Annotated in this window: 16 protein-coding genes; 7 read left to right on the forward strand and 9 right to left on the reverse strand. The window is 72.6% G+C overall.

Annotated elements, in window-relative coordinates; genetic code table 11:
* Positions 1 to 124: 124 nt before the first annotated feature.
* The 4 genes from mgrA to ACSW7Y_RS09295 all read right to left on the reverse strand — a co-directional run bounded on the left by mgrA (position 125) and on the right by ACSW7Y_RS09295 (position 4,636).
* On the reverse strand, positions 125 to 1,168 hold the full coding sequence (gene mgrA, locus ACSW7Y_RS09280) for an L-glyceraldehyde 3-phosphate reductase (protein WP_438126012.1): 1,044 nt from the start codon (positions 1,166 to 1,168) through the stop codon (positions 125 to 127).
* A gap of 183 nt (positions 1,169 to 1,351) precedes the next feature.
* Positions 1,352 to 1,771: a VOC family protein gene (locus tag ACSW7Y_RS09285; RefSeq protein ID WP_438126013.1), complete on the reverse strand. Its 420-nt coding sequence runs from the start codon at positions 1,769 to 1,771 to the stop codon at positions 1,352 to 1,354.
* Between the two features lie 81 nt (positions 1,772 to 1,852).
* A complete protein-coding gene (gene katG, locus ACSW7Y_RS09290; RefSeq protein ID WP_438126014.1) occupies positions 1,853 to 4,159 on the reverse strand; it encodes a catalase/peroxidase HPI in 2,307 nt (768 codons plus the stop codon).
* A gap of 12 nt (positions 4,160 to 4,171) precedes the next feature.
* On the reverse strand, positions 4,172 to 4,636 hold the full coding sequence (locus ACSW7Y_RS09295; protein WP_438126015.1) for a hypothetical protein: 465 nt from the start codon (positions 4,634 to 4,636) through the stop codon (positions 4,172 to 4,174).
* Positions 4,637 to 4,987: 351 nt separating this feature from the next.
* On the opposite strand from ACSW7Y_RS09295, the gene ACSW7Y_RS09300 reads away from it, so the two are divergent.
* From ACSW7Y_RS09300 to ACSW7Y_RS09320, 5 genes are all read left to right on the forward strand, one after another.
* Positions 4,988 to 5,677 (forward strand): response regulator transcription factor, encoded by a 690-nt coding sequence (locus tag ACSW7Y_RS09300; RefSeq protein ID WP_438126016.1) that lies wholly within the window; start codon positions 4,988 to 4,990, stop codon positions 5,675 to 5,677.
* A gap of 28 nt (positions 5,678 to 5,705) precedes the next feature.
* The gene (locus ACSW7Y_RS09305; protein ID WP_438126017.1) at positions 5,706 to 7,064 is read left to right on the forward strand and encodes a sensor histidine kinase; all 1,359 of its coding nucleotides are present in this window, start codon (positions 5,706 to 5,708) and stop codon (positions 7,062 to 7,064) included.
* Between the two features lie 277 nt (positions 7,065 to 7,341).
* Positions 7,342 to 8,664 carry a ferredoxin reductase family protein gene (locus tag ACSW7Y_RS09310; protein ID WP_438126018.1) on the forward strand — a complete coding sequence of 441 codons (1,323 nt, stop codon included), beginning with the start codon at positions 7,342 to 7,344 and terminating at the stop codon, positions 8,662 to 8,664.
* Positions 8,664 to 9,218, forward strand: a complete 555-nt coding sequence (locus ACSW7Y_RS09315) for an FMN-binding protein (RefSeq protein WP_438126019.1) — start codon at positions 8,664 to 8,666, stop codon at positions 9,216 to 9,218. Before ACSW7Y_RS09310 ends, ACSW7Y_RS09315 begins: the two co-directional genes overlap by 1 nt.
* On the forward strand, positions 9,215 to 9,958 hold the full coding sequence (locus ACSW7Y_RS09320) for an FAD:protein FMN transferase (RefSeq protein ID WP_438126020.1): 744 nt from the start codon (positions 9,215 to 9,217) through the stop codon (positions 9,956 to 9,958). Before ACSW7Y_RS09315 ends, ACSW7Y_RS09320 begins: the two co-directional genes overlap by 4 nt.
* 64 nt (positions 9,959 to 10,022) lie before the next feature.
* Here the strand turns inward: ACSW7Y_RS09320 and ACSW7Y_RS09325 are convergent, their stop codons facing one another.
* Positions 10,023 to 10,775 carry an ABC transporter permease gene (locus ACSW7Y_RS09325; protein WP_438126021.1) on the reverse strand — a complete coding sequence of 251 codons (753 nt, stop codon included), beginning with the start codon at positions 10,773 to 10,775 and terminating at the stop codon, positions 10,023 to 10,025.
* Positions 10,772 to 12,355 carry a Na+/H+ antiporter gene (locus tag ACSW7Y_RS09330; RefSeq protein WP_438126022.1) on the reverse strand — a complete coding sequence of 528 codons (1,584 nt, stop codon included), beginning with the start codon at positions 12,353 to 12,355 and terminating at the stop codon, positions 10,772 to 10,774. Before ACSW7Y_RS09330 ends, ACSW7Y_RS09325 begins: the two co-directional genes overlap by 4 nt.
* Positions 12,356 to 12,453: 98 nt before the next feature.
* Here ACSW7Y_RS09330 and ACSW7Y_RS09335 point away from each other — a divergent pair, with 98 nt between their 5' ends.
* Positions 12,454 to 13,908, forward strand: coding sequence for a hypothetical protein (locus ACSW7Y_RS09335; RefSeq protein ID WP_438126023.1), 1,455 nt, complete (start codon positions 12,454 to 12,456; stop codon positions 13,906 to 13,908).
* A 29-nt stretch (positions 13,909 to 13,937) separates the two neighbouring features.
* Entirely contained in the window at positions 13,938 to 14,702 is a 765-nt protein-coding gene (locus ACSW7Y_RS09340; RefSeq protein WP_438126024.1) for an SDR family oxidoreductase, read from the forward strand.
* An 84-nt stretch (positions 14,703 to 14,786) separates the two neighbouring features.
* Here ACSW7Y_RS09340 and ACSW7Y_RS09345 read toward each other — a convergent pair whose 3' ends face one another.
* From ACSW7Y_RS09345 to ACSW7Y_RS09355, 3 genes are all read right to left on the reverse strand, one after another.
* Positions 14,787 to 16,346 carry a helix-turn-helix domain-containing protein gene (locus tag ACSW7Y_RS09345; RefSeq protein ID WP_290131826.1) on the reverse strand — a complete coding sequence of 520 codons (1,560 nt, stop codon included), beginning with the start codon at positions 16,344 to 16,346 and terminating at the stop codon, positions 14,787 to 14,789.
* A 92-nt stretch (positions 16,347 to 16,438) separates the two neighbouring features.
* Positions 16,439 to 17,566, reverse strand: a complete 1,128-nt coding sequence (locus ACSW7Y_RS09350; protein WP_438126025.1) for a hypothetical protein — start codon at positions 17,564 to 17,566, stop codon at positions 16,439 to 16,441.
* Between the two features lie 9 nt (positions 17,567 to 17,575).
* The coding region (locus ACSW7Y_RS09355; RefSeq protein WP_438126026.1) for an anti-sigma factor domain-containing protein at positions 17,576 to 18,057 on the reverse strand (482 nt) is incomplete at its 5' end.

The raw sequence follows: 18,057 nt of genomic DNA on the forward strand, positions 1-18,057 counted from the left end.
AGGTGGTGGCCCTGGTTCGACGTCGGTTCCGTGGTTCGGGGCAGCCGCGCTGCGGCCGTGCCGCGCCGGATGCGGCCTCCGCCGTACCGCGCCGGGTGCAGCCGCGCCGCGGCGGTACCGCGCGTCAGCTCACGGCACCCGACCGCGCGCCCGACCACAGGTCCACGTCGAGGACGCCGACCGAGTGCTCGTCGATCGCCCGCAGCTCGTCGTCCGTGAAGGTCAGGTTCCCGAGCGCCGCGACGTTCTGCTCCAGCTGCTCGACCCGCGACGCGCCGATCACGAGCGAGGTCACGCGCTCGTCGCGGAGTGCCCACGCGAGCGCGAGCTGCGCCAGGCTCTGACCCCGCGCCGACGCGACGTCGTTCAACGCGCGCAGGTGGTCGACGACCTCCGGGGTGAGCGACCCCGCGTCGAGCGACTTGCCCGCGGCCGCGCGCGAGTCGGCCGGCACGCCGTCGAGGTACCGCCCGGTCAGGAGTCCCTGCGCGAGTGCGGTGAAGCCGATGACGCCGAAGCCGAGCTCGCCGGCGGCGTCGAGCAGCCCCTCGTCCTCGATCCAGCGGTTCAGCATCGAGTAGGACGGCTGGTGGATCAGGAGCGGGGTCCCGAGGTCGCGCAGGATCGCGGCGGCCTGCCGGGACCGCTCGGCGTCGTACGACGAGATCCCGACGTACAGCGCCTTGCCCTGCTGGACGGCCGTGTGCAGCGCGCCCATCGTCTCCTCGAGCGGCGTCGATGCGTCGAGCCGGTGGGAGTAGAAGACGTCGACGTGGTCGAGGCCCATCCGCTGCAGGGACTGGTCGAGTGAGGCGAGCACGTACTTCCGCGAGCCACCGCCCTGCCCGTACGGCCCGGGCCACATGTCCCAGCCGGCCTTCGTCGAGATGACCATCTCGTCGCGGTAAGGACGGAAGTCCTCCCGCATGAGTCGGCCGAAGTTCACCTCGGCGGCTCCGTAGGGCGGGCCGTAGTTGTTCGCGAGGTCGTGGTGCGTGATGCCGAGGTCGAACGCGCGGCGGCTGATCGCCCGCTGCGTCTCGAACGGCTTGTCGTCGCCGAAGTTGTGCCAGTACCCGAGCGAGAGCAGGGGCAGGTCGAGGCCGGAGCGGCCGGTCCGGCGGTAGGGCATGGAGTCGTAGCGGTCGTCCGCCGCGGTGTAGGACATGGTCCCGAGCCTACGGACGCGACGCGCGCCCTGCCGCGTGCGCTCGCGGGGCGGACTGGAGGCTCCCCACCCGGCACGGCCGGCCTGCCGCTGACGCGTCACGCCGGAACCGGCGGGCGTGGGCCCAGTGGCGGCGCCGCCCCGCGCCTCCAGTCCGATGCGCACCGCGTCAGCGGTGGCTGTTCACGCCGCGGGCGCGCCCGTCGCGTTGACCAGCCACGTCGTGCCGAAGCGGTCGGTCAGCATGCCGAAGGTGTCGCCCCACGGTGCCTGCGTGAACGGCTCGAGGATCGTCGCACCGTCGGAGAGGCCCTCCCAGTACCGGGTGAGCGTCGCGACGTCGTCGCCGCTGAGCGAGACCGAGATGCTGCTCCCGGTGTCGGCACGCCTGCCCGAGGGGGAGTCGGAGGCCATGAGGAGCAGGCCGTTCTCGCCCTCGAGCTGCCCGTGCATGACCTTGTCGCGGTCGGCGGCGTCGACCTCCATGCCCATCTCGGCGAAGGTGCCGACGGTGAGCGAGCCGCCGAAGACCGAGTGGTAGAACTCGAGCGCTGCGCGCGCCGAGTCGCGGAACCCGAGGTAGGGGTTGAGTCGGACGGTCATGGTGCTCTCCTTCGAACCGGACGGGCACGACGCCCGCCCCGACCACATCGTGGCAGAGCGGGCGTCGGCCGCGGAAGGGTGTCAGGCGGACATCGGGCCGTACCGCTTGTGTCCCTTCACGTCGAACCGGTCGAGCATCATGAGCTTGTCCCAGGCGGCGACGAAGTCGGTGACGAACCGCTCCTGCCCGTCGCTGCCCGCGTACACGTCGACGATCGACCGGAGCTGCGCGTTCGACCCGAACACGAGGTCGTGCCGGGACGCCGTCCAGCGCCGCTCGCCGGTGGCCTGCACGGTGCCGGCGAAGACCATCGCCGAGTCGTCGGCCTGCGTGTCGTCGGTCTTGGTCCACACCAGGTCGGTGTCGGTGAGGTTGACGAACCAGTCGGTCGTGAGCGCGCCGACCCGGTGGGTCAGGACGCCGACGTCGGAGCCGTCCCAGTTCGTGCCGAGTGCCCGGAGCCCGCCGGTCAGGACGGTCCACTCCGGCGCGGTGAGCGTCATCAGGTTCGCACGGTCGAGGAACACCTGCTCGGGCGCGACGCCCGGAGCGAACTGCTCGAAGCGCTCCGAGCGGAAGTTCCGGAAGCCGTCGGCGATCGGTCGCAGCCACTCGAACATCTCGACGTCGGTGAGCTCCTGCGTCGTGTCGACGCGGCCGGGTGTGAACGGCACGGTGACCTCGACACCGGCGGCGCGCGCGGCGTCCTCGACCCCGACGCAGCCCGCGAGCACGACGAGGTCGGCGAGCGACACCGACGGGTGCTGCTCCTTGATCCGCTGGAGTGCCTCGACCACCGGCACCGTCCGGCCGTTCACCGCCCAGTCCTTCTGCGGGGACAGGGCGATGCGGCCGCCGTTCGCGCCACCGCGCTTGTCGCTGTCGCGGTACGTCGAGGCGGCCGAGTAGGCGGTGAACACGAGGTCGGAGGCGCTGATCCCGGCGGAGCGGACCGCGGCCTTGAGCGCCTCGACGTCGGCGTCGCCGATCGGCGCGACGTCCGCGTCGGGCAGCGGGTCCTGCCAGAGCAGGTCGTCCTCGATCGTGACCTCCGGGCCGAGGTACCGGAACTTCGGGCCCATGTCGCGGTGCGTCAGCTTGTACCAGGCCTTCGAGAACGCCAGCGTGAAGGTGTCGAAGTCGGCGAGGAACTTCTCGCAGACCTTCCGGTACTCCGGGTCGACCTTCAGCGCGATGTCCGAGGTCATCATCATGAGTGCGTGGGTCTGCCCGGGCACGTGGGCGTCCGGCGTGCGCGGTGCGTCCGGGTCCTTCGGCGTCCACTGCAGCGCACCGGCGGGGCTCGTCGTCTGCTCCCACTCGTGCCCGAACAGGTTCTCGAGGTAGCTGTTGTCCCAGCGGGTCGGGTCCTGGGTCCAGCTGCCCTCGATGCCGTTCGTCGACGTGAACTCGGCGTTGCCGGTGCCGCGCGGGTTGTGCCAGCCGAGACCCATCTGCTCGATCGGCGCGAGCTCGGGGGACGGGCCGATCTCGCTCGCGGGCACCTGGCCGTGGCTCTTGCCGAACGCGTGTCCTCCGGCGATGAGCGCGACGGTCTCCTCGTCGTTCATCGCCATGCGGGTGAAGGTGATCCGGATGTCCCGCGCGGAGCCCATCGGGTCGCCGTTCGCGTACGGGCCCTCGGGGTTCACGTAGATGAGCGCCTGGTGGGAGGCCGCGAGCGGGCTCTGGAGGTCGTAGTCCTCGTCGCCGTTCTGCCCGTGCCAACGCTCGTCGCGGGAGACCATCTCGTCCATGCTGTGCACGTCGTGCGGGTTCCACACCTCGGGCCCCCACCAGGTGCCGTCGTCCGGCTCCCACGCGTCGAGCCGGCCGCCCCCGAAGCCGTAGGTCGGCAGCCCCATGAGCTCGAGCGAGCAGTTGCCCGTGAGCACCATGAGGTCGGCCCAGCTGAGCGCGTTGCCGTACTTGTGCTTGATCGGCTGGAGCAACCGACGCGACTTGTCCGTGTTGCCGTTGTCCCACCAGCTGCCGATCGGTGCGAAGCGCTGCATGGCCGTGCCGGCACCGCCCCGGCCGTCGGCGATCCGGTAGGTCCCGGCGGCGTGCCAGGCCATGCGGATCATCTGCGGGCCGTAGTTGCCGTAGTCGGCGGGCCACCAGTCGACGCTCGTGGTGAGGAGCGTCGTGATGTCGCGCTTGAGCTCCTCGAGGTCGATCGTCGCGAAGGCCGCGGCGTAGTCGAAGTCCGCGCCGAGCGGGTCGGCGTCGACGCCGTTGCGGTGCAGCGCGTCCACGCGGAGGCGCTGGGGGTACCAGTGCTCGAGCGTCGGCGACTGGCCGAACGCCCCGCCCAGGTGGTCACCGCCCGCGGGCAGTGCCCCCGCCATGTGGTAGCTGCAGGTGTTCGTCTCGTCGTGCTCCATCGATCCCGTTCCCTATCCCTTCCAGACGGACACGGCCCCTGCGTGTCCGATGACGACGACCTCGATGAGCGAGCCGATGCCGGCTGCGATCAGGAGGACCGGTCCCACGATGCCGACGACGCGGACGAGTCCGCGGCTGTCGACCCGTGCGACACCGAAGCGCTGCCACACCCACCAGAGGGTGAGCAGCGCGAAGACCGCGACGGACCACGGCAGGAGTCCGTCGGCGAGGTGCGTGTGGCGCTCGAGCAGCGCCGTCTCCTTCTCGTGCTCCTCCAGCCACTCGCCGGACTGGGTGGCGAGCGGGACGGAGACGAGGGCGACCAGGCCGACGATCGGCGCGCCGACCGCGAGCCAGCGTCGGGCAGCAGGCCACGCGGCGACCGCGATGGCCGCCAGTGCGGCGACCGGGACGGCGACGGAGGTGAGGTGGACGAACAGTGGGTGGAGCGGGATGCCCCCGTACTGCCAGGTCATCGAGAGCCCTTCCAGGTTCCGCGTCGAGCGACCTCGACGTCCTCGGACCACTGAACCCGCTCGTCCGGCCGCGCGACCGTGAGCAGGCCGGTCACCGCACTCGCGGATCGTTCGAAAACACACACGAACGCGTCGCGGGCGGAGTGGTTGTCTGGCCGGTGTCGGCCACCTTCGTCATCGGCTCGCTGCTGGGGACCACCGGCGTCGCCTGACCGGCGGGTCGACGGTGACCGCCTGGAGGCCCGGTGCGGGTCCGGCGGACCGTCACCGGGCCTCCAGGCGGTCACGTCTGCGCGCCGGACGGCGCGACCCGACCCGGATGCGGCACGATGGCCCCGGAAGGGACGGAGCGTGGCGGAGATCCTGGTGGTCGAGGACGACCCGGAGATGGGTGCCCTGGTCGAGCGCGGTCTGCGCGACGAGGGCCACGTGGTCACGCTCGTCACCGACGGGGTCGCGGCGCTCGTCACCGCGCGCTCGACGTCGTTCGACGCGGCGGCCATCGACGTGATGCTCCCCGAGATGAGCGGGTTCGAGGTGTGTCGTCGCCTCCGTGAGATGGGGCAGGACTTCCCGGTCGTGCTCGTCACCGCCCGCGACGCCGTCGACGACCGCGTCTTCGGACTCGACTCGGGTGCCGACGACTACCTCACGAAGCCGTTCGCGATCGCCGAGCTCAACGCCCGGATCCGTGCCCACCTGCGGCGCCGCACTGCCGGCACGCCGACGGTGGTCCAGGCCGGTGGCGTCCGACTCGACACCGTGACGGTCCGTGCCACCGTCCGCGGCCGCGACCTCCCACTCAGCGTCAAGGAGTTCTCGCTGCTGCGCTTCCTGCTGCAGGGGGTCGGGCAGACGCGCGCGCGCAGTGCGGTGCTCGACGAGGTCTGGGGGAGTGCGGAGCACTTCGACCCGACGATCGTCGACCAGTACGTGAGCTACGTGCGGAAGAAACTGCAGGCGGCCGACGCCGGCGTCGCCATCCGCACGGTCCGGGGTGTCGGGTACGCGCTCGACGTCCTGCCGGATCGGTCGTCGTGAGGCCGGTCGCCGTGCGGAGCGTGTCGTCGTGAGGCTGCTCCGTCGCCTGTCGATCCGGGTCCGGATCACGGCCGGCAGCGTGCTCGTCGGCGCGGTCGTCCTCGTCGCGAGCGCGGTCGCGTTGCACGTGCAGATCGACCGCGCGTCGCTCGAGACCGACCGGTCGCTCGCGATGAGCGACGCAGCGCCGTTCGTGGGGGACCTGCGGTCGAACCCGGGGGAGGCACCGGACCGCCCGACCGAGGGACTGCTCATCGGCATCCGTTCGTCATCGGGGTCGTGGGTGCTCGACCGGCTGCCGGACGGCCTGCGGAACGCGCTCCCGAGGACGGTCGAGCACGAGACGACCCTCCGGCTCACCGAGCACGGGCACCGGACGACCGTCGTCGGCATCCCGGTGCGCAACGACACGGGCTCGTACGTCGTCTGGGCGGCGCAGGACGGACGGGCCGCGCACGAGACCCTGGAACGCGTCGACCGGTCGCTCGTCGTCGGCACCCTGCTCGCGCTCGTCGCGTTCGCGGGGACGGCCTGGCTGCTGACGACACTGGCGCTCCGACCGGTCGGCCGGATGCGCCGGACGGCGGAGGCCATCAGCGCGGGCTCATCGGACGGGCACCTGCCCGAGGGTCGGACGGACGACGAGCTGGCGGGTCTCGCCCGGACGCTGAACGCGTTCCTCGACCGACAGCGCGACAACGCCGAGCGCGAGCGGCGCATGGTGTCGGACGCGAGTCACGAGCTCCGCACACCCCTCGCCGCGCTCACCGCACGCCTCGAGCTCGCGCACCGGTCCTCCGGCGACGCGGCCGCCCTCGAACGCGAGCTCAGCGCTGCCGAAGCGGATGCCGCACGCCTGGTCGCGCTCGCGAACACGATGCTCGAACTGAGCCGCCTCGACGAACAGGGGCCCACACCGTCGACGCCTGCAGCGGACCTCGTGTCGGAGCTCATGTCCTCGATCGACCGGGCACGGGCGATCGACTCGATGGGTCCCCGAGACGTCGACTTCACCGTCGAGGTCGGCGTCCCCGAGGCGCGTCACGGCGTCGGGCCGGCGGCGTTCGCACGCGTGGTCGACAACCTCGTGGCGAACGCGATCGCGGCGGGCGACGTCGACGGCGTGGTGCGGGTGGACCTCCGGCAGGACACGGACCGGACGCTCGTGCTCACCGTCGTGGACGACGGTCCTGGCGTCCCGGAGGCCTTCCTGCCGCAGGCCTTCGACCGGTTCACCCGGGCGGACGACTCGCGGACGGCGCTCGGCGGCAGCGGGCTGGGGCTCGCGTTGGTCCGGGGGATCGCCGAGCGTGCCGGGGGGTCGGCGACGCTCGAGAACGGTGACGGCGGAGGAGCGGTCGCGACCGTCCGGCTGCCGCCGGTCTGAGGGCCGCGCACGCGTTCGCCGCGGCGCGCCTTCACTCGAGGTCTCGAACGAAGCACCGTGCCCGTTCCGGGTTCGCTCATGGTTCCGATGCAGATGCTGGGTGTCACCCGATCAGCTGCTGGAGAGGACCACGACGATGATCGACACCGCCGGCCCCGCCACCCGCCCCCCTGCTCGCACGGCTGCAGGGAGCCGACCCCGACTCCGTCCGGCACCCACGGAACCGCTCGACGCGGCAGCGCGACGGCGCCGGCGTTCGCGCCGCGCCCGGACCGCCATGGCCGACCTGCTCGGCGTGTTGGCCTGGGCGTCGGCGGCGGTCGCCGTCCTGCTCTGGCTCGTCACCCCGGCATCGCGGTCGGTGACCGGCGTCGGGAGCGTCCTCACCGATGCCGGCATCATCGCCGGACTCATCGGGACCGACCTCACCCTCGTCATGCTCGTGCTCGCCGCCCGCGTCCCGCTCGTCGACCGGGTGTTCGGCCAGGACAACGCGATCGCGGTGCACCGGTCCCTCGGCAAGCCGGTGCTGTACCTGCTCCTCGCGCACGGGGCGCTCCTCACGCTCGGGTACTCGGCCGAGTCGGCGACCAGCCCGGTCGCCGAGACGATCGCGCTCTTCTCCACGCCGGACATGCCGCTGGCGTACCTCGCACTCGGTCTGTTCGTGGCGGTCGTGGTGTCCTCACTCGTCGCCGTCCGCCGCCGTCTGCCGTACGAGGCCTGGCACGTCATCCACCTGCTCAGCTACGCGGCCGTGCTGGTCGCGCTGCCCCACATGCTCAGCGTCGGCGGGGTCCTGTCGAACGGCTCGTGGCAGCGTGTCTACTGGATCGCGCTGTACGTGCTCGCGCTCGGTCTCATCGCCCTGTACCGCTTCGTCCTCCCGCTCGTCGTGACGTTCCGACACCGCATCCGCGTCACCGCCGTCGAGCCGATCGCGCCCGGGGTCGTGTCGATCCACCTGGCCGGGCGTGCGCTCGACCGACTCGGGGTCGAGGGCGGCCAGTACGGCGTGTGGCGCTTCTGGACCGCGCGTACCTGGTGGCATGCGCACCCGGTGTCGTTCTCCGCGGTGCCCGGCAGCGGTCACGCCCGCATCACGGTCCGTGACCTCGGCGCCGGTTCGGCCCGCCTCGGCCGCATCACCGCGGGTGCCGTCGTGTCGCTCGAGGGGCCCTACGGGCTCTTCACGAGCCGAGCCCGCACCGCGCCGTACCTGGCGCTCGTCGCCTCCGGGATCGGGATCACGCCGGTCCGCGCGCTCCTCGAGGACACCGACCTCCGACCCGGTGAGGCCACGGTGCTCCTGCGCGGGACCGACGCCGATCAGCAGTACCTCTGGGACGAGACGGCCGAGCTGGCCGAGCGCACGGGGAGCGCCCTGTTCGCGATGGTCGGCCGTCGGGCGCACTCGCGGGAGAGCTGGATGACCGAGGACGACCTGCGACGCGGCGTCACACTGCGGACGGTGTTCCCCCGTCTGCTCGAATCGGACCTGTACGTGTGCGGACCGAAGGCCTGGTCGGACCTGGTCGTCCGGGAGGCCCGGCTCGCCGGCGTCCCGGAGCACCAGATCCACCAGGAACGGTTCGAGTGATGCGCGCGCGTGTGGTCGCCGGGGGCATCGTCTCCTCGGCGGCGATCCTGGTCATCGGGTGGCAGATCGGTGCGCAGCCGGAGCTCGCGGCGTCCCAGCAGCAGGCGACGACCTCGGGCGGGTCGAGCGGCCGCGCGGGGAGTGCCGGAAGCGCAGGCACCGGTACCACCGGCGGCGGCAGTAGCACCACCGGCGGCAGCGGATCGACCAACGGTGGCACCGGCAGCAGCTCCGGCAGCAGCACCGGCACCGACACGGGTGGCTCGGCTTCGGTCGAGGACGGCACCTTCACCGGGCAGACCGCCCAGACCCAGTACGGCCCGGTCCAGGTGCAGATCGCGGTCTCCGGCGGCAAGCTGACCGACGTCACCGCGCTCCAACTGACGAACGACGGCGGTCGGTCCGTGCAGATCAGCCAGCAGGCCGCCCCGATCCTCCGGCAGGAGGCCCTGCAGGCCCAGTCCGCGCAGATCCAGGCCGTGAGCGGCGCGACGTACACGAGCCAGGGCTACGTCACCTCGCTCCAGTCAGCGATCGACCAGGCCGGACTGTGAGCGTCGCGACCTTCGAGACGATGGGCACCATGGTGAGCATCCGCGGCGCCGACCCCACGGCGGCGGCCGAGGCGCACTGGGTGTTCGCCGGCTACGACCGCCGCTACAGCCTGTACGACCCCTCCTCGGTGCTGAGCCGGATCGCCGCCGGGGACCTCCGTCTGGTGGAGGCCCCGCAGGAGGTCCGCGACGTCTACGCCCTCGCGCTGGAATGGCGCGACCGCACCGGCGGCGCGTTCACGCCCCACCGCCCCGACGGCGTGCTGGACCTGTCCGGCGTGGTCAAGGCGTTGGCGATCCGGGACGCCGGCGACGTGCTCGACCGCATGTCCGAGGACTGGCTGCTGAACGCCGGCGGCGACGTGCTCGCGCGCGGGCGCCACCGCGGCGTGGCGCCGTGGAGCGTCGGCGTGGTCGACCCGGCGCACCGCGACGTCGTCATCGGCGTCGTGGCGTTGGAGTCACCTCGACGCGCCGTCGCCACCTCGGGCACCGCGGAGCGCGGCGAACACGTCTGGCGACGCGGGACACCGACCTTCGTGCAGGCGACGGTGGTGGCGGACGACATCGTCACCGCCGACGTGCTCGCGACGGCGATCGTGGCCGGGGACGCGGACGACCTCCGCCGGATCACGGCGGACGGGTCGGTCGACGTCCTGGCCTTCGACGTCGACGGCGCGGTCTGGGCGACGCCGGGGGCCGAGCGGATGGTGCGGTCGACGACGCCGGCCTCCTCCTGAGACCCTCGACGTCGGCCTGGAGGCACGACGCACCCCCGCCTCGTCGGGGCCGGGGGCGCCGGTGTCAGTCGGCGCGCACCGGGCGCGTCCGCACCGGTGCGAGCAGGTGCGTCAGCGCGACCGCGACGAGCGCTCCGGCCGCGATGATCGCCGCGAGCACGACGACCTGGAACCGGCCGGCCTCGAGCGGCGACACCCCACCGAACACCGCTCCCACGAACGCACCAGGCAGCGTCACGAGCCCGGTGGTGCGGGTCTGGTCGGTGCTCGGCACCATCGCCGCGTGGATCGCGCGTCGGACGAGGTCGGCGGTCGCCCGGCGTGGGGTGGCACCGAGCGCGAGCCACCCCTCGACGTCGTCCCAGCGGTCGTCGACGAGCTCGACGAAACGCCGACCGGACAGCGTGGCGATCGTCATCGCGTTGCCGATGACGATGCCGCCCATCGCCAGCACGTAGCGCGGGGAGAACGCGATCGCGCCGGTGGCGAAGACCACGACGAGCGCCGCGCCGATGCCGATCGCCATGGACGAGGCCACCGGGAGCAGCCGGGTCCGGAGCGTCCCGAGCCGACGTGCCGCCGTCGTCGTGGCGACGCCGAACATGACGACGAGTGCGACCGCGATCCACACCGGGTCGCGGATGACCCCGGTCAGGACGATGCTGAGCACCGCGAGCTGGACGGTGCCGCGGAGCACGGCGAGGGCGGGCGCCCAGGGTGACGGGGCACGGGCGAGCAGGAGCGCCGTCGTGGCGATCGCGACGAGGACCGCGACCCCGACGAGGGTCCAGAGGAGCGTGCCGAGGCCGACGGTCACGGGGGCGTCGACCCGTCGAGCCGTGCTTCCTCGGCGTCGTAGCCGGCCCGCACCTGGCGGAGGACGAGGTCGTCGATCGCGTCCTCGTCGCGGAGTCGGAGGAGGGTCGCGGCCTTGTGCTGGACGAGCGCGAGCTCGAGCGCGACCGCGGCGTCGTGACGCTGCAGTGCCGGGTGGTCGTCGTCCTCGGCCTCCTCCCGCGCCTGGATCACGTCGAGGTGGGCCTCGTAGTCCTTCCGCACACGCTCGACGACGGTGCGGTCGGCGCCCGCTGCCCGTGCGAGCCGGGGGAGTGCGTCCAGGGCTTCCTCGACAGCGGTGCGCTCGGCGTACCGGCGTTCCTCGCCGACGGACTCGTCCTCGGGCAGCGCGGCGCGGCGGAGCACCGCCGGCAGGGCGAGCGCCTGTCCGACGACCGTGAGGACGACGACCCCGGCGGTGACGAAGACGATGAGGTCGCGGTCCGGGAACGCGCCGCCGGACTCGAGCGTCCGGGGCACGGCGACGGCCATCGCGAGCGAGACCGCGCCACGGAACCCCGCGAAGCCGCTGACCAGCCGGTCGCGGTGCCCCTCGCGCGGTTCTCCGCCCGTCCGTCGGGTCACGAGCCACACCGTGCCGCCGGCCGCGTTGAGGAAGGCGAACCGCACGACGACGAGCAGCGCGGCGACCGCGACGATCAGCCCGGTGGCGCGGACGAGCTCACCGGCGTCGAGCGCCCGGGCGGCGATCATCGCCTCGATGCCGACGAGCACGAACAGCGCGCCGTTGAGCAGGTAGGTGAGGAAGGACCAGAACGCCCGGACCTGCTGCCGCGTCTCGGCACGGTCGAGCTTCGGTGCGACCTGGCTGACGACGATGCCCGCGGTGACGACCGCGAGCACACCGGACGCGTCGATCGCCTCGGCACCGAGGAACGCGACGAACGGCACGAGCAGGGTCAGGAGGTTCTGCAGCACGACCGAGTCGACGCGTCGGAGCACGAGCGTCCCGAGCCAGGCCGCGGCCAGCCCTGCCGCCACACCGCCGACGTACGACAGCACGAGCATGCCCGAGACACCCCAGAACGTGAGCTCCTGCGTCCCGACCGTGACCGACACGGCGATGCCGTACACGACGAGGGTCGTGCCGTCGTTCACGAGGCTCTCGGCACGGAGCACTGTCACGTTCCGCCGTGGCAGCATGCGCGTGAGGACACCGACGGCGGTGGCGTCGGTCGGGGCGACCGCGGCGCCGAGCACCCACGCGGGCCCCCACGGGACGCCGAGCAGGTGGAGCAGCACGGCCACCGCTCCCGCCGTGAGCACCACGAGCAGCGTCCCCATGAGGACGATGCCCCGCAGGTTCTTCCGGATCTCCCGGAGCGAGGTCGTCAGGCTCTCCCAGTAGAGCAGCGCCGGCAGGAACAGGAGGAGCACGGCGTCCGCGGGGAGCTGCAGGTCCGAGAACTCGGGCACGAGTGCGAGACCGGCGCCGAAGACGAGCAGGAGCACGGGCGGCGCGATGCGGATGCGGTCGGCGATCCCGGCGGTCACCGCGATCGCGAGACCGAGCACCACCACCAGTTCGGGTCCGAGCACGCGTTCCTCCTCCTGCGACCGACGTCCCAGTCAACCCGGTGATCGCTGATCACGGTGTCGGCGATCCGACGGGGCCCGGCGACGGTAGCGTCGCGGTCGTGACCAGCACCGACGGCCGTCCCGACCACCTCGTTCCGCTCGACGCCGTGCCCGTCGGGCCGCACGTCATCGTGCCGGACGAAGAGCGTCCCGTCGCCGCCGTGCTGCGGGACGGCGAGTTCGTACGGTGGCTGACGTGGCCAGGCGCGCCGTTGCCGGAGCGGGCGGTGGACGGAGCGGAGGTCTGGCCGACGCCCGACGGTACCTGGATCGTGTACCGCTCTGACGGCATCGACGGGACCACCCGCACCGCGGTCCACCTCGACCCCGACCGGGTGGGTGCGGCGGTCGACCTCGGAGACCGGCGCGTGGTCGGCGCGGACGCCACCGGCCTCTGGCTCGCCGACCCTCGCGACGCGTCGGCGTGGACGGGCCCGGTCGGGAGCGGGAGCGGGAGCGGGGATGACGACGAGGGCGCGGAGGACGAGGACGCCCTCGATGCCCTCGCGTCCGATGACCTGCCCTGGGCCGACGCGGAGCCGTTCTGGCCCGATCCCACGACCTGGATCGAACCGACGGACGACGACGACGACGAGGACGAGGACGCCTGGCAGCCCGAAGAGGACGACGCCGACCCGGACGACGACACCGACCCGGACGCGGACGGCGAGCACGTCGTCGCCACCGCGTACCAGTGGTCCATCGGGTTCGCTGACGACGCCGACGAGCACGCCGCACCCGAGCTGGGCGAGCCCGGCCCGCCGTTGCCGACCCCACCGACCGACCTCGATCGCATCGCTCCGGACGGCACCCGCACGACCATCCGGGTCGACCACCTCGTGGAGGGGGTCTCCGTGCGCGGGGACAGCATGACCGTGCGGTTCCACCGCACCGGCCCGGACCTCCTCCCCGGTCGGTACGGCGGCCATGACGTCGTCTACCGACCGCGCGAGGTCGTCGTGGACGTCGCCGCCGGCTTCCCGAGGATGATCGAGACGGACGCATTCGACTCGGTGCCCGTCGAGGAGCCGGGCGAGTTCGACCAGGACGCCGCCGACGCCGAGTGGGAGCGTGCCGCCGAGGAGCTCGGAGCCCGCCGCGCACCGTTCATCGACCGGTTCGACCTCGACGGCGTCGACGGCACCCGGTGGCGCGTCCGCGAGCTCGACCCCGCGGCGCGGGAGCACGCCACGACCGAGCTCGTCGAGGAGTTCACGCACCTCGCCGATCCCGCCGTCGGCTGGTCGCGCGGCGTCGACGGTGCCCGGCGGTTCCGGAGCGACTACCGGGAGGTCCGCGTCCAGGTCGAGGGGGAGTGGCCCGACACCGAGGTCGTGGCATCGTTCGAGCACGCCGCGGTCCCGTTCCTCCGGCTCCGGCGCCGGTACCGCGTGTTCGACGACACCGGGCGCCCGGTCGACCACGGGTACGTCACGGTGTACCTCGAGGAGGACATCGCCACCGGCCACATCCCGCCCCGCAGCGCCGCCGTCGACGGCGTCCTCGACATCTGACGCCGGCTCGGGCGCGGTAGCGTTCGAGCATGGACGACCACGTCAGCACCGACGGCCCCGAGCGCACAGCGATCGTCACCGGCGGGGGGAGCGGCATCGGCCGCTCCGCCGCCCTCGCACTGGCCGCGGACGGGTGGACCGTCGTGGTCGCCGGGCGTCGGGCCGCGCCGCTCGACGAGGTCGCGGCGCAGTCGGAGCGGGTCGTACCTGTGGTCGCCGACGTCTCCGTCGAGGCGGACGTCCGACGGCTCTTCGACGGCGTCGTCGACCGGTTCGGACGCGTCGACCTGCTGTTCAACAACGCGGGCACCGGCGCTCCCGCCACGCCGTTCGACGAACTCGGCCTCGACACCTGGGACGAGGTGCTCGCGGTCACGCTCACGGGATCGTTCCTCTGTGCCCGTGAGGCGTTCCGGGTGATGCGCACGCAGGACCCGCAGGGCGGTCGGATCATCAACAACGGCTCGATCTCCGCGCACGCGCCCCGGCCGCTGTCGGCGCCGTACACGGTCGCGAAGCACGGGATCGTCGGGCTGACCAAGCAGCTCCAGCTCGACGGCCGCCCGTTCGGCATCGCCTGCGGACAGATCGACATCGGCAACGCCGCCACGTCGATGGGGTCGGGCGCCGCGGCCGGCACGCTCCAGGCCGACGGTTCCACCCGCAGCGAGCCGACGATGGACGTCGCCGAGACCGGCCGCGCAGTCGCCTACATGGCCGGCCTGCCGGCCGGCACCAACGTGCCGACCCTCACGGTCATGCCGACCGCCATGCCGTTCGTCGGACGCGGCTGACCGACGGGCTGGAGGCGCAGTGCCCGCTGGCACCGCGCCTCCAGTCCGTTAGCTGGTCACGTCAGCGACCGCAGCGTGCGCGGCTCAGTCGTGGAACGTCTCGATGGACGCGCCGAGGGAGTTGAGGCGCTCCTGCAGGCCCTCGTAGCCGCGGGCGATGATCCCGACGTTGCGGAGGACGCTCTCGCCCTTCGCAGCGAGCATGGCGAGCAGGATGACGACCGCCGGACGGAGGGCCGGCGGGCAGCTGACCTCGGCGCCGGAGAAGTGCGTCGGACCGGTGACGTCGAGGCGGTGCGGGTCGCGGAGCGTGACGTTCGCGCCGAGGCGGGTGAGGTCGAGCAGGTGGATCGCCCGGCCCTCGTAGACCCAGTCGTGCACGAGCGTCGTGCCGTTCGCGCAGGCTGCGATCACGACGAAGAAGGGCAGGTTGTCGATGTTGAGGCCCGGGAACGGCATCGCGTGGATCTTGTCGATCGGGGCGTGCAGCTCGGACGGGTGCACGGTGATGTCGACGAGGCGGGTACGACCGTTGGCGGCGTCGTACTCCTCGGAGACGTCGAAGCGGAGGCCCATCTCGGCGAGGGTCGCGAGCTCGATCTCGAGGAACTCGATCGGCGCGCGCGTCACGGTCAGTGTGGAGCCCGTGACGATGCCCGCGGTGAGGAGGCTCATCGCCTCGACCGGGTCCTCGCTCGGCCAGTAGTCCACGACCTCGTCGATGACGCTGCGGCCGGTGATGCGGAGCGTGGTCGTGCCGATGCCCTCGACCTGCACGCCCAGGAGCTCGAGGAAGAAGCAGAGGTCCTGCACCATGTAGTTGGGGCTGGCGTTGCGGATCGTCGTCACGCCGTCGCGGGCGGCCGCGGCGAGGATCGCGTTCTCGGTCACGGTGTCGCCGCGCTCGGTGAGGACGATCGACTTCGTCGGGACGTCCTTGTTCGCCACGTCGACCTCGTACCAGCCGTTGGTGGCCTCGACGTCGACACCGAAGGGGCGGAGCGCGATGAGGTGCGGCTCGACCGTGCGCGTGCCGAGGTCGCAGCCGCCGGCGTAGGGCAGGCGGAAGGCGTCGAACCGACCGCTGAGCGGACCGAGGAACATCAGGACGCTGCGGGTGCGGCGGGCCGCATCGGCGTCGATGGCGTCGAGGCGGAGGTCCGACGGGGCGACGATCTCGAGCACCTCGCCGTCCTCGGACCACGTGACGCTCGCGCCGAGGCTCCGGAGGACGTCGATGATCCGGTCGACCTCGACGATGCGCGCCACCTTGTGCAGCCGCGTGACACCACGGTTCAGGAGCGAGGCGCAGAGGAGCGCGACGGCGGCGTTCTTCGATGAGTTCACCGCGATCGAGCCGCTGAGCTTGCGGCCGCCCTGCACCCGGAGGTGCGCGCGCTGCGGGGCACCGCCGATGGAGACGATCTGCTGGTCGAGGGCATCGCTGATCCGGGTGAGCATCTCGAGGCTGAGGTTCTGCCCGCCCTGCTCGATGCGGTTGATCGCGCTCTGGCTGGTGCCGACCCGTTCGGCGAGTTGCGCCTGGGTCATGCCGCGGCCCTTGCGGGCGCCGCGGATCAGCGCGCCGACCTCACGGAGGGGTGCTGCGGTGGTCTGGGGAGCGACGAGGGTGGTGTCGGTCATGAACGGCACGCTAACACGCTCGTGAGATAAAACGGGTGACGTCCGCGCCCGAACTCACAGGAACAGATCGGGAATACACCGTTTGTGAGAAGTCAGGCGACCGGGTGCCAGCCGAGGTCGTCGCGGTCGAAGACCATCGCGACCGACCGGGACGGCTCGAGCACGGGCACCGGATCCCGGAGCCAGACGGTGCTCCCCGGCGTCCAGCCGGCGATCACGCTCGCGACGTCGGCGCCGACCGGGATCGCCCGTCCGGCGGCGCGCAGCCAGCCCCGGACGGTGATGCGCACCGCGTCGTACTCCTCGGCCACGCCGGACCAGTCGGGCGTGATCCACGCACCGTCCCGGCCGGTGGTGTGGTGCCAGTCGTGCCGTCGGGTCGTCCCGCTGACGTCGACGGGCCACCGTCGGCAGCAACCGTTCCAGTCATCGGGGCCGTCGACGACGAGCACGCGGGGGTCAGGGCGAGCGACGACCGGTGTGACGACGGCGCGTTCCCACCCCATGTCGTCCTCGACCGCCCAGAGCGTGAGCGGTCCGAGGTCCGGCACCGCGGCACTCGTGACGAGCAGCCCGGACGGCGGGGTGGACCACCACTCGCCGCCGTGCAACGCGTCCACAGGGCCGTGCAGGTCACGCGGACGGACCGCTTCCACCTCCTGCTGGAGGTCACGGCGCCACCCGCTGAGGAGGCGTTCGGCGGTGCCCGGGTCGGTGTCGCGATGGGGCTCCGGGCCGAACGGGCCGTCGAACACCGTGCTCCACTGCTGCCCGGAGTCCGAGACCGCCACGGTGGCCGCGACTGCCGGCGTCCCGGCCCAGAGGTCCGCGAGGCGTGCGAGGACGGGCGCGACCGCGGGCAGGACCAGGATCAGGTCCTCGGCGTCCGGCTCCTGCCAGTACCGGGCGAACGTCGCGGCGTCCGCCAAGGCGCGGAGGACGTGCACTGGCCGCACAGTCGATGGGTCGACCGTGTCCACCGCGGCACCGAGTGCCGCGGCCACCCGGTCGTCGCCCGGCGCCGGCTCGGGGTGGTCGGCACCGGGACCGAACAGGGTCCCGGACTCGCCGCGAGCACGGTCGAGGTGGTACCCCGCCCAGAAGAACACCTCGCGCAACCGCCCGGCAGGCCTGGAGTCCTCGTCGAGCACCTGGCGCAGGAGCTCCGTGCAGAACCGTCGGCCACGCGGGCCCTCGAGCAGGTCGGCCGCGGTGATCACGGCCCGAGGCTACCGGTCGTGGAGGTCGCCTCGGACGATCGAGTCGCCCGAGTGCGCAGGGTCCCCGTCGTCGCGCTCGGCGGAGACGTCCACCACGGGGTACCGCGCCAGGTCCACGTCCGCCGGCACGGTGAAGCGGCCGCGGTCTCCGTCGAGGAACCCGACGCTCACGAGGCCCTTGCGGTCCGACTGCATCATCCAGACCTCCCGGAGCGCGCCGGAGTCCGTGGCGTCACGGTCGCCGCTGACGTCGACCACGAGGGTGAGTCGTCCGTCCCGGTCGCGCTCGAGCTCGGCGGTGCCGCGCGCGCCGTTCCAGGCCGGGAGTGCGTCGAGGGTGGCGCGAGCGACGACGGTCTCGCCGCTGCCCGCCCCCGGGACGACCCCGGTGACGACGCCGATCCCGACGAGGAGCGCGAGCACGCCGACCCCCGCTGCTACGATGCCGACGAGCGTCCGCCGACGGCGCCGGACGGCGGCGGTGCCGTGAC

Origin of the sequence: Curtobacterium flaccumfaciens (assembly GCF_051548005.1) — a bacterium.
Classification (GTDB): domain Bacteria; phylum Actinomycetota; class Actinomycetes; order Actinomycetales; family Microbacteriaceae; genus Curtobacterium.

Bases quoted from the DNA above. Each gene is read 5' to 3' on its own strand.
- katG (WP_438126014.1), bottom strand. From the start codon at position 4,159: ATGGAGCACGACGAGACGAACACCTGCAGCTACCACATGGCGGGGGCA.
- ACSW7Y_RS09345 (WP_290131826.1), bottom strand. From the start codon at position 16,346: ATGACCGACACCACCCTCGTCGCTCCCCAGACCACCGCAGCACCCCTC.
- mgrA (WP_438126012.1), bottom strand. From the start codon at position 1,168: ATGTCCTACACCGCGGCGGACGACCGCTACGACTCCATGCCCTACCGC.
- ACSW7Y_RS09315 (WP_438126019.1), top strand. From the start codon at position 8,664: ATGCGCGCGCGTGTGGTCGCCGGGGGCATCGTCTCCTCGGCGGCGATC.
- ACSW7Y_RS09340 (WP_438126024.1), top strand. From the start codon at position 13,938: ATGGACGACCACGTCAGCACCGACGGCCCCGAGCGCACAGCGATCGTC.
- ACSW7Y_RS09310 (WP_438126018.1), top strand. From the start codon at position 7,342: ATGGCCGACCTGCTCGGCGTGTTGGCCTGGGCGTCGGCGGCGGTCGCC.
- ACSW7Y_RS09285 (WP_438126013.1), bottom strand. From the start codon at position 1,771: ATGACCGTCCGACTCAACCCCTACCTCGGGTTCCGCGACTCGGCGCGC.
- ACSW7Y_RS09295 (WP_438126015.1), bottom strand. From the start codon at position 4,636: ATGACCTGGCAGTACGGGGGCATCCCGCTCCACCCACTGTTCGTCCAC.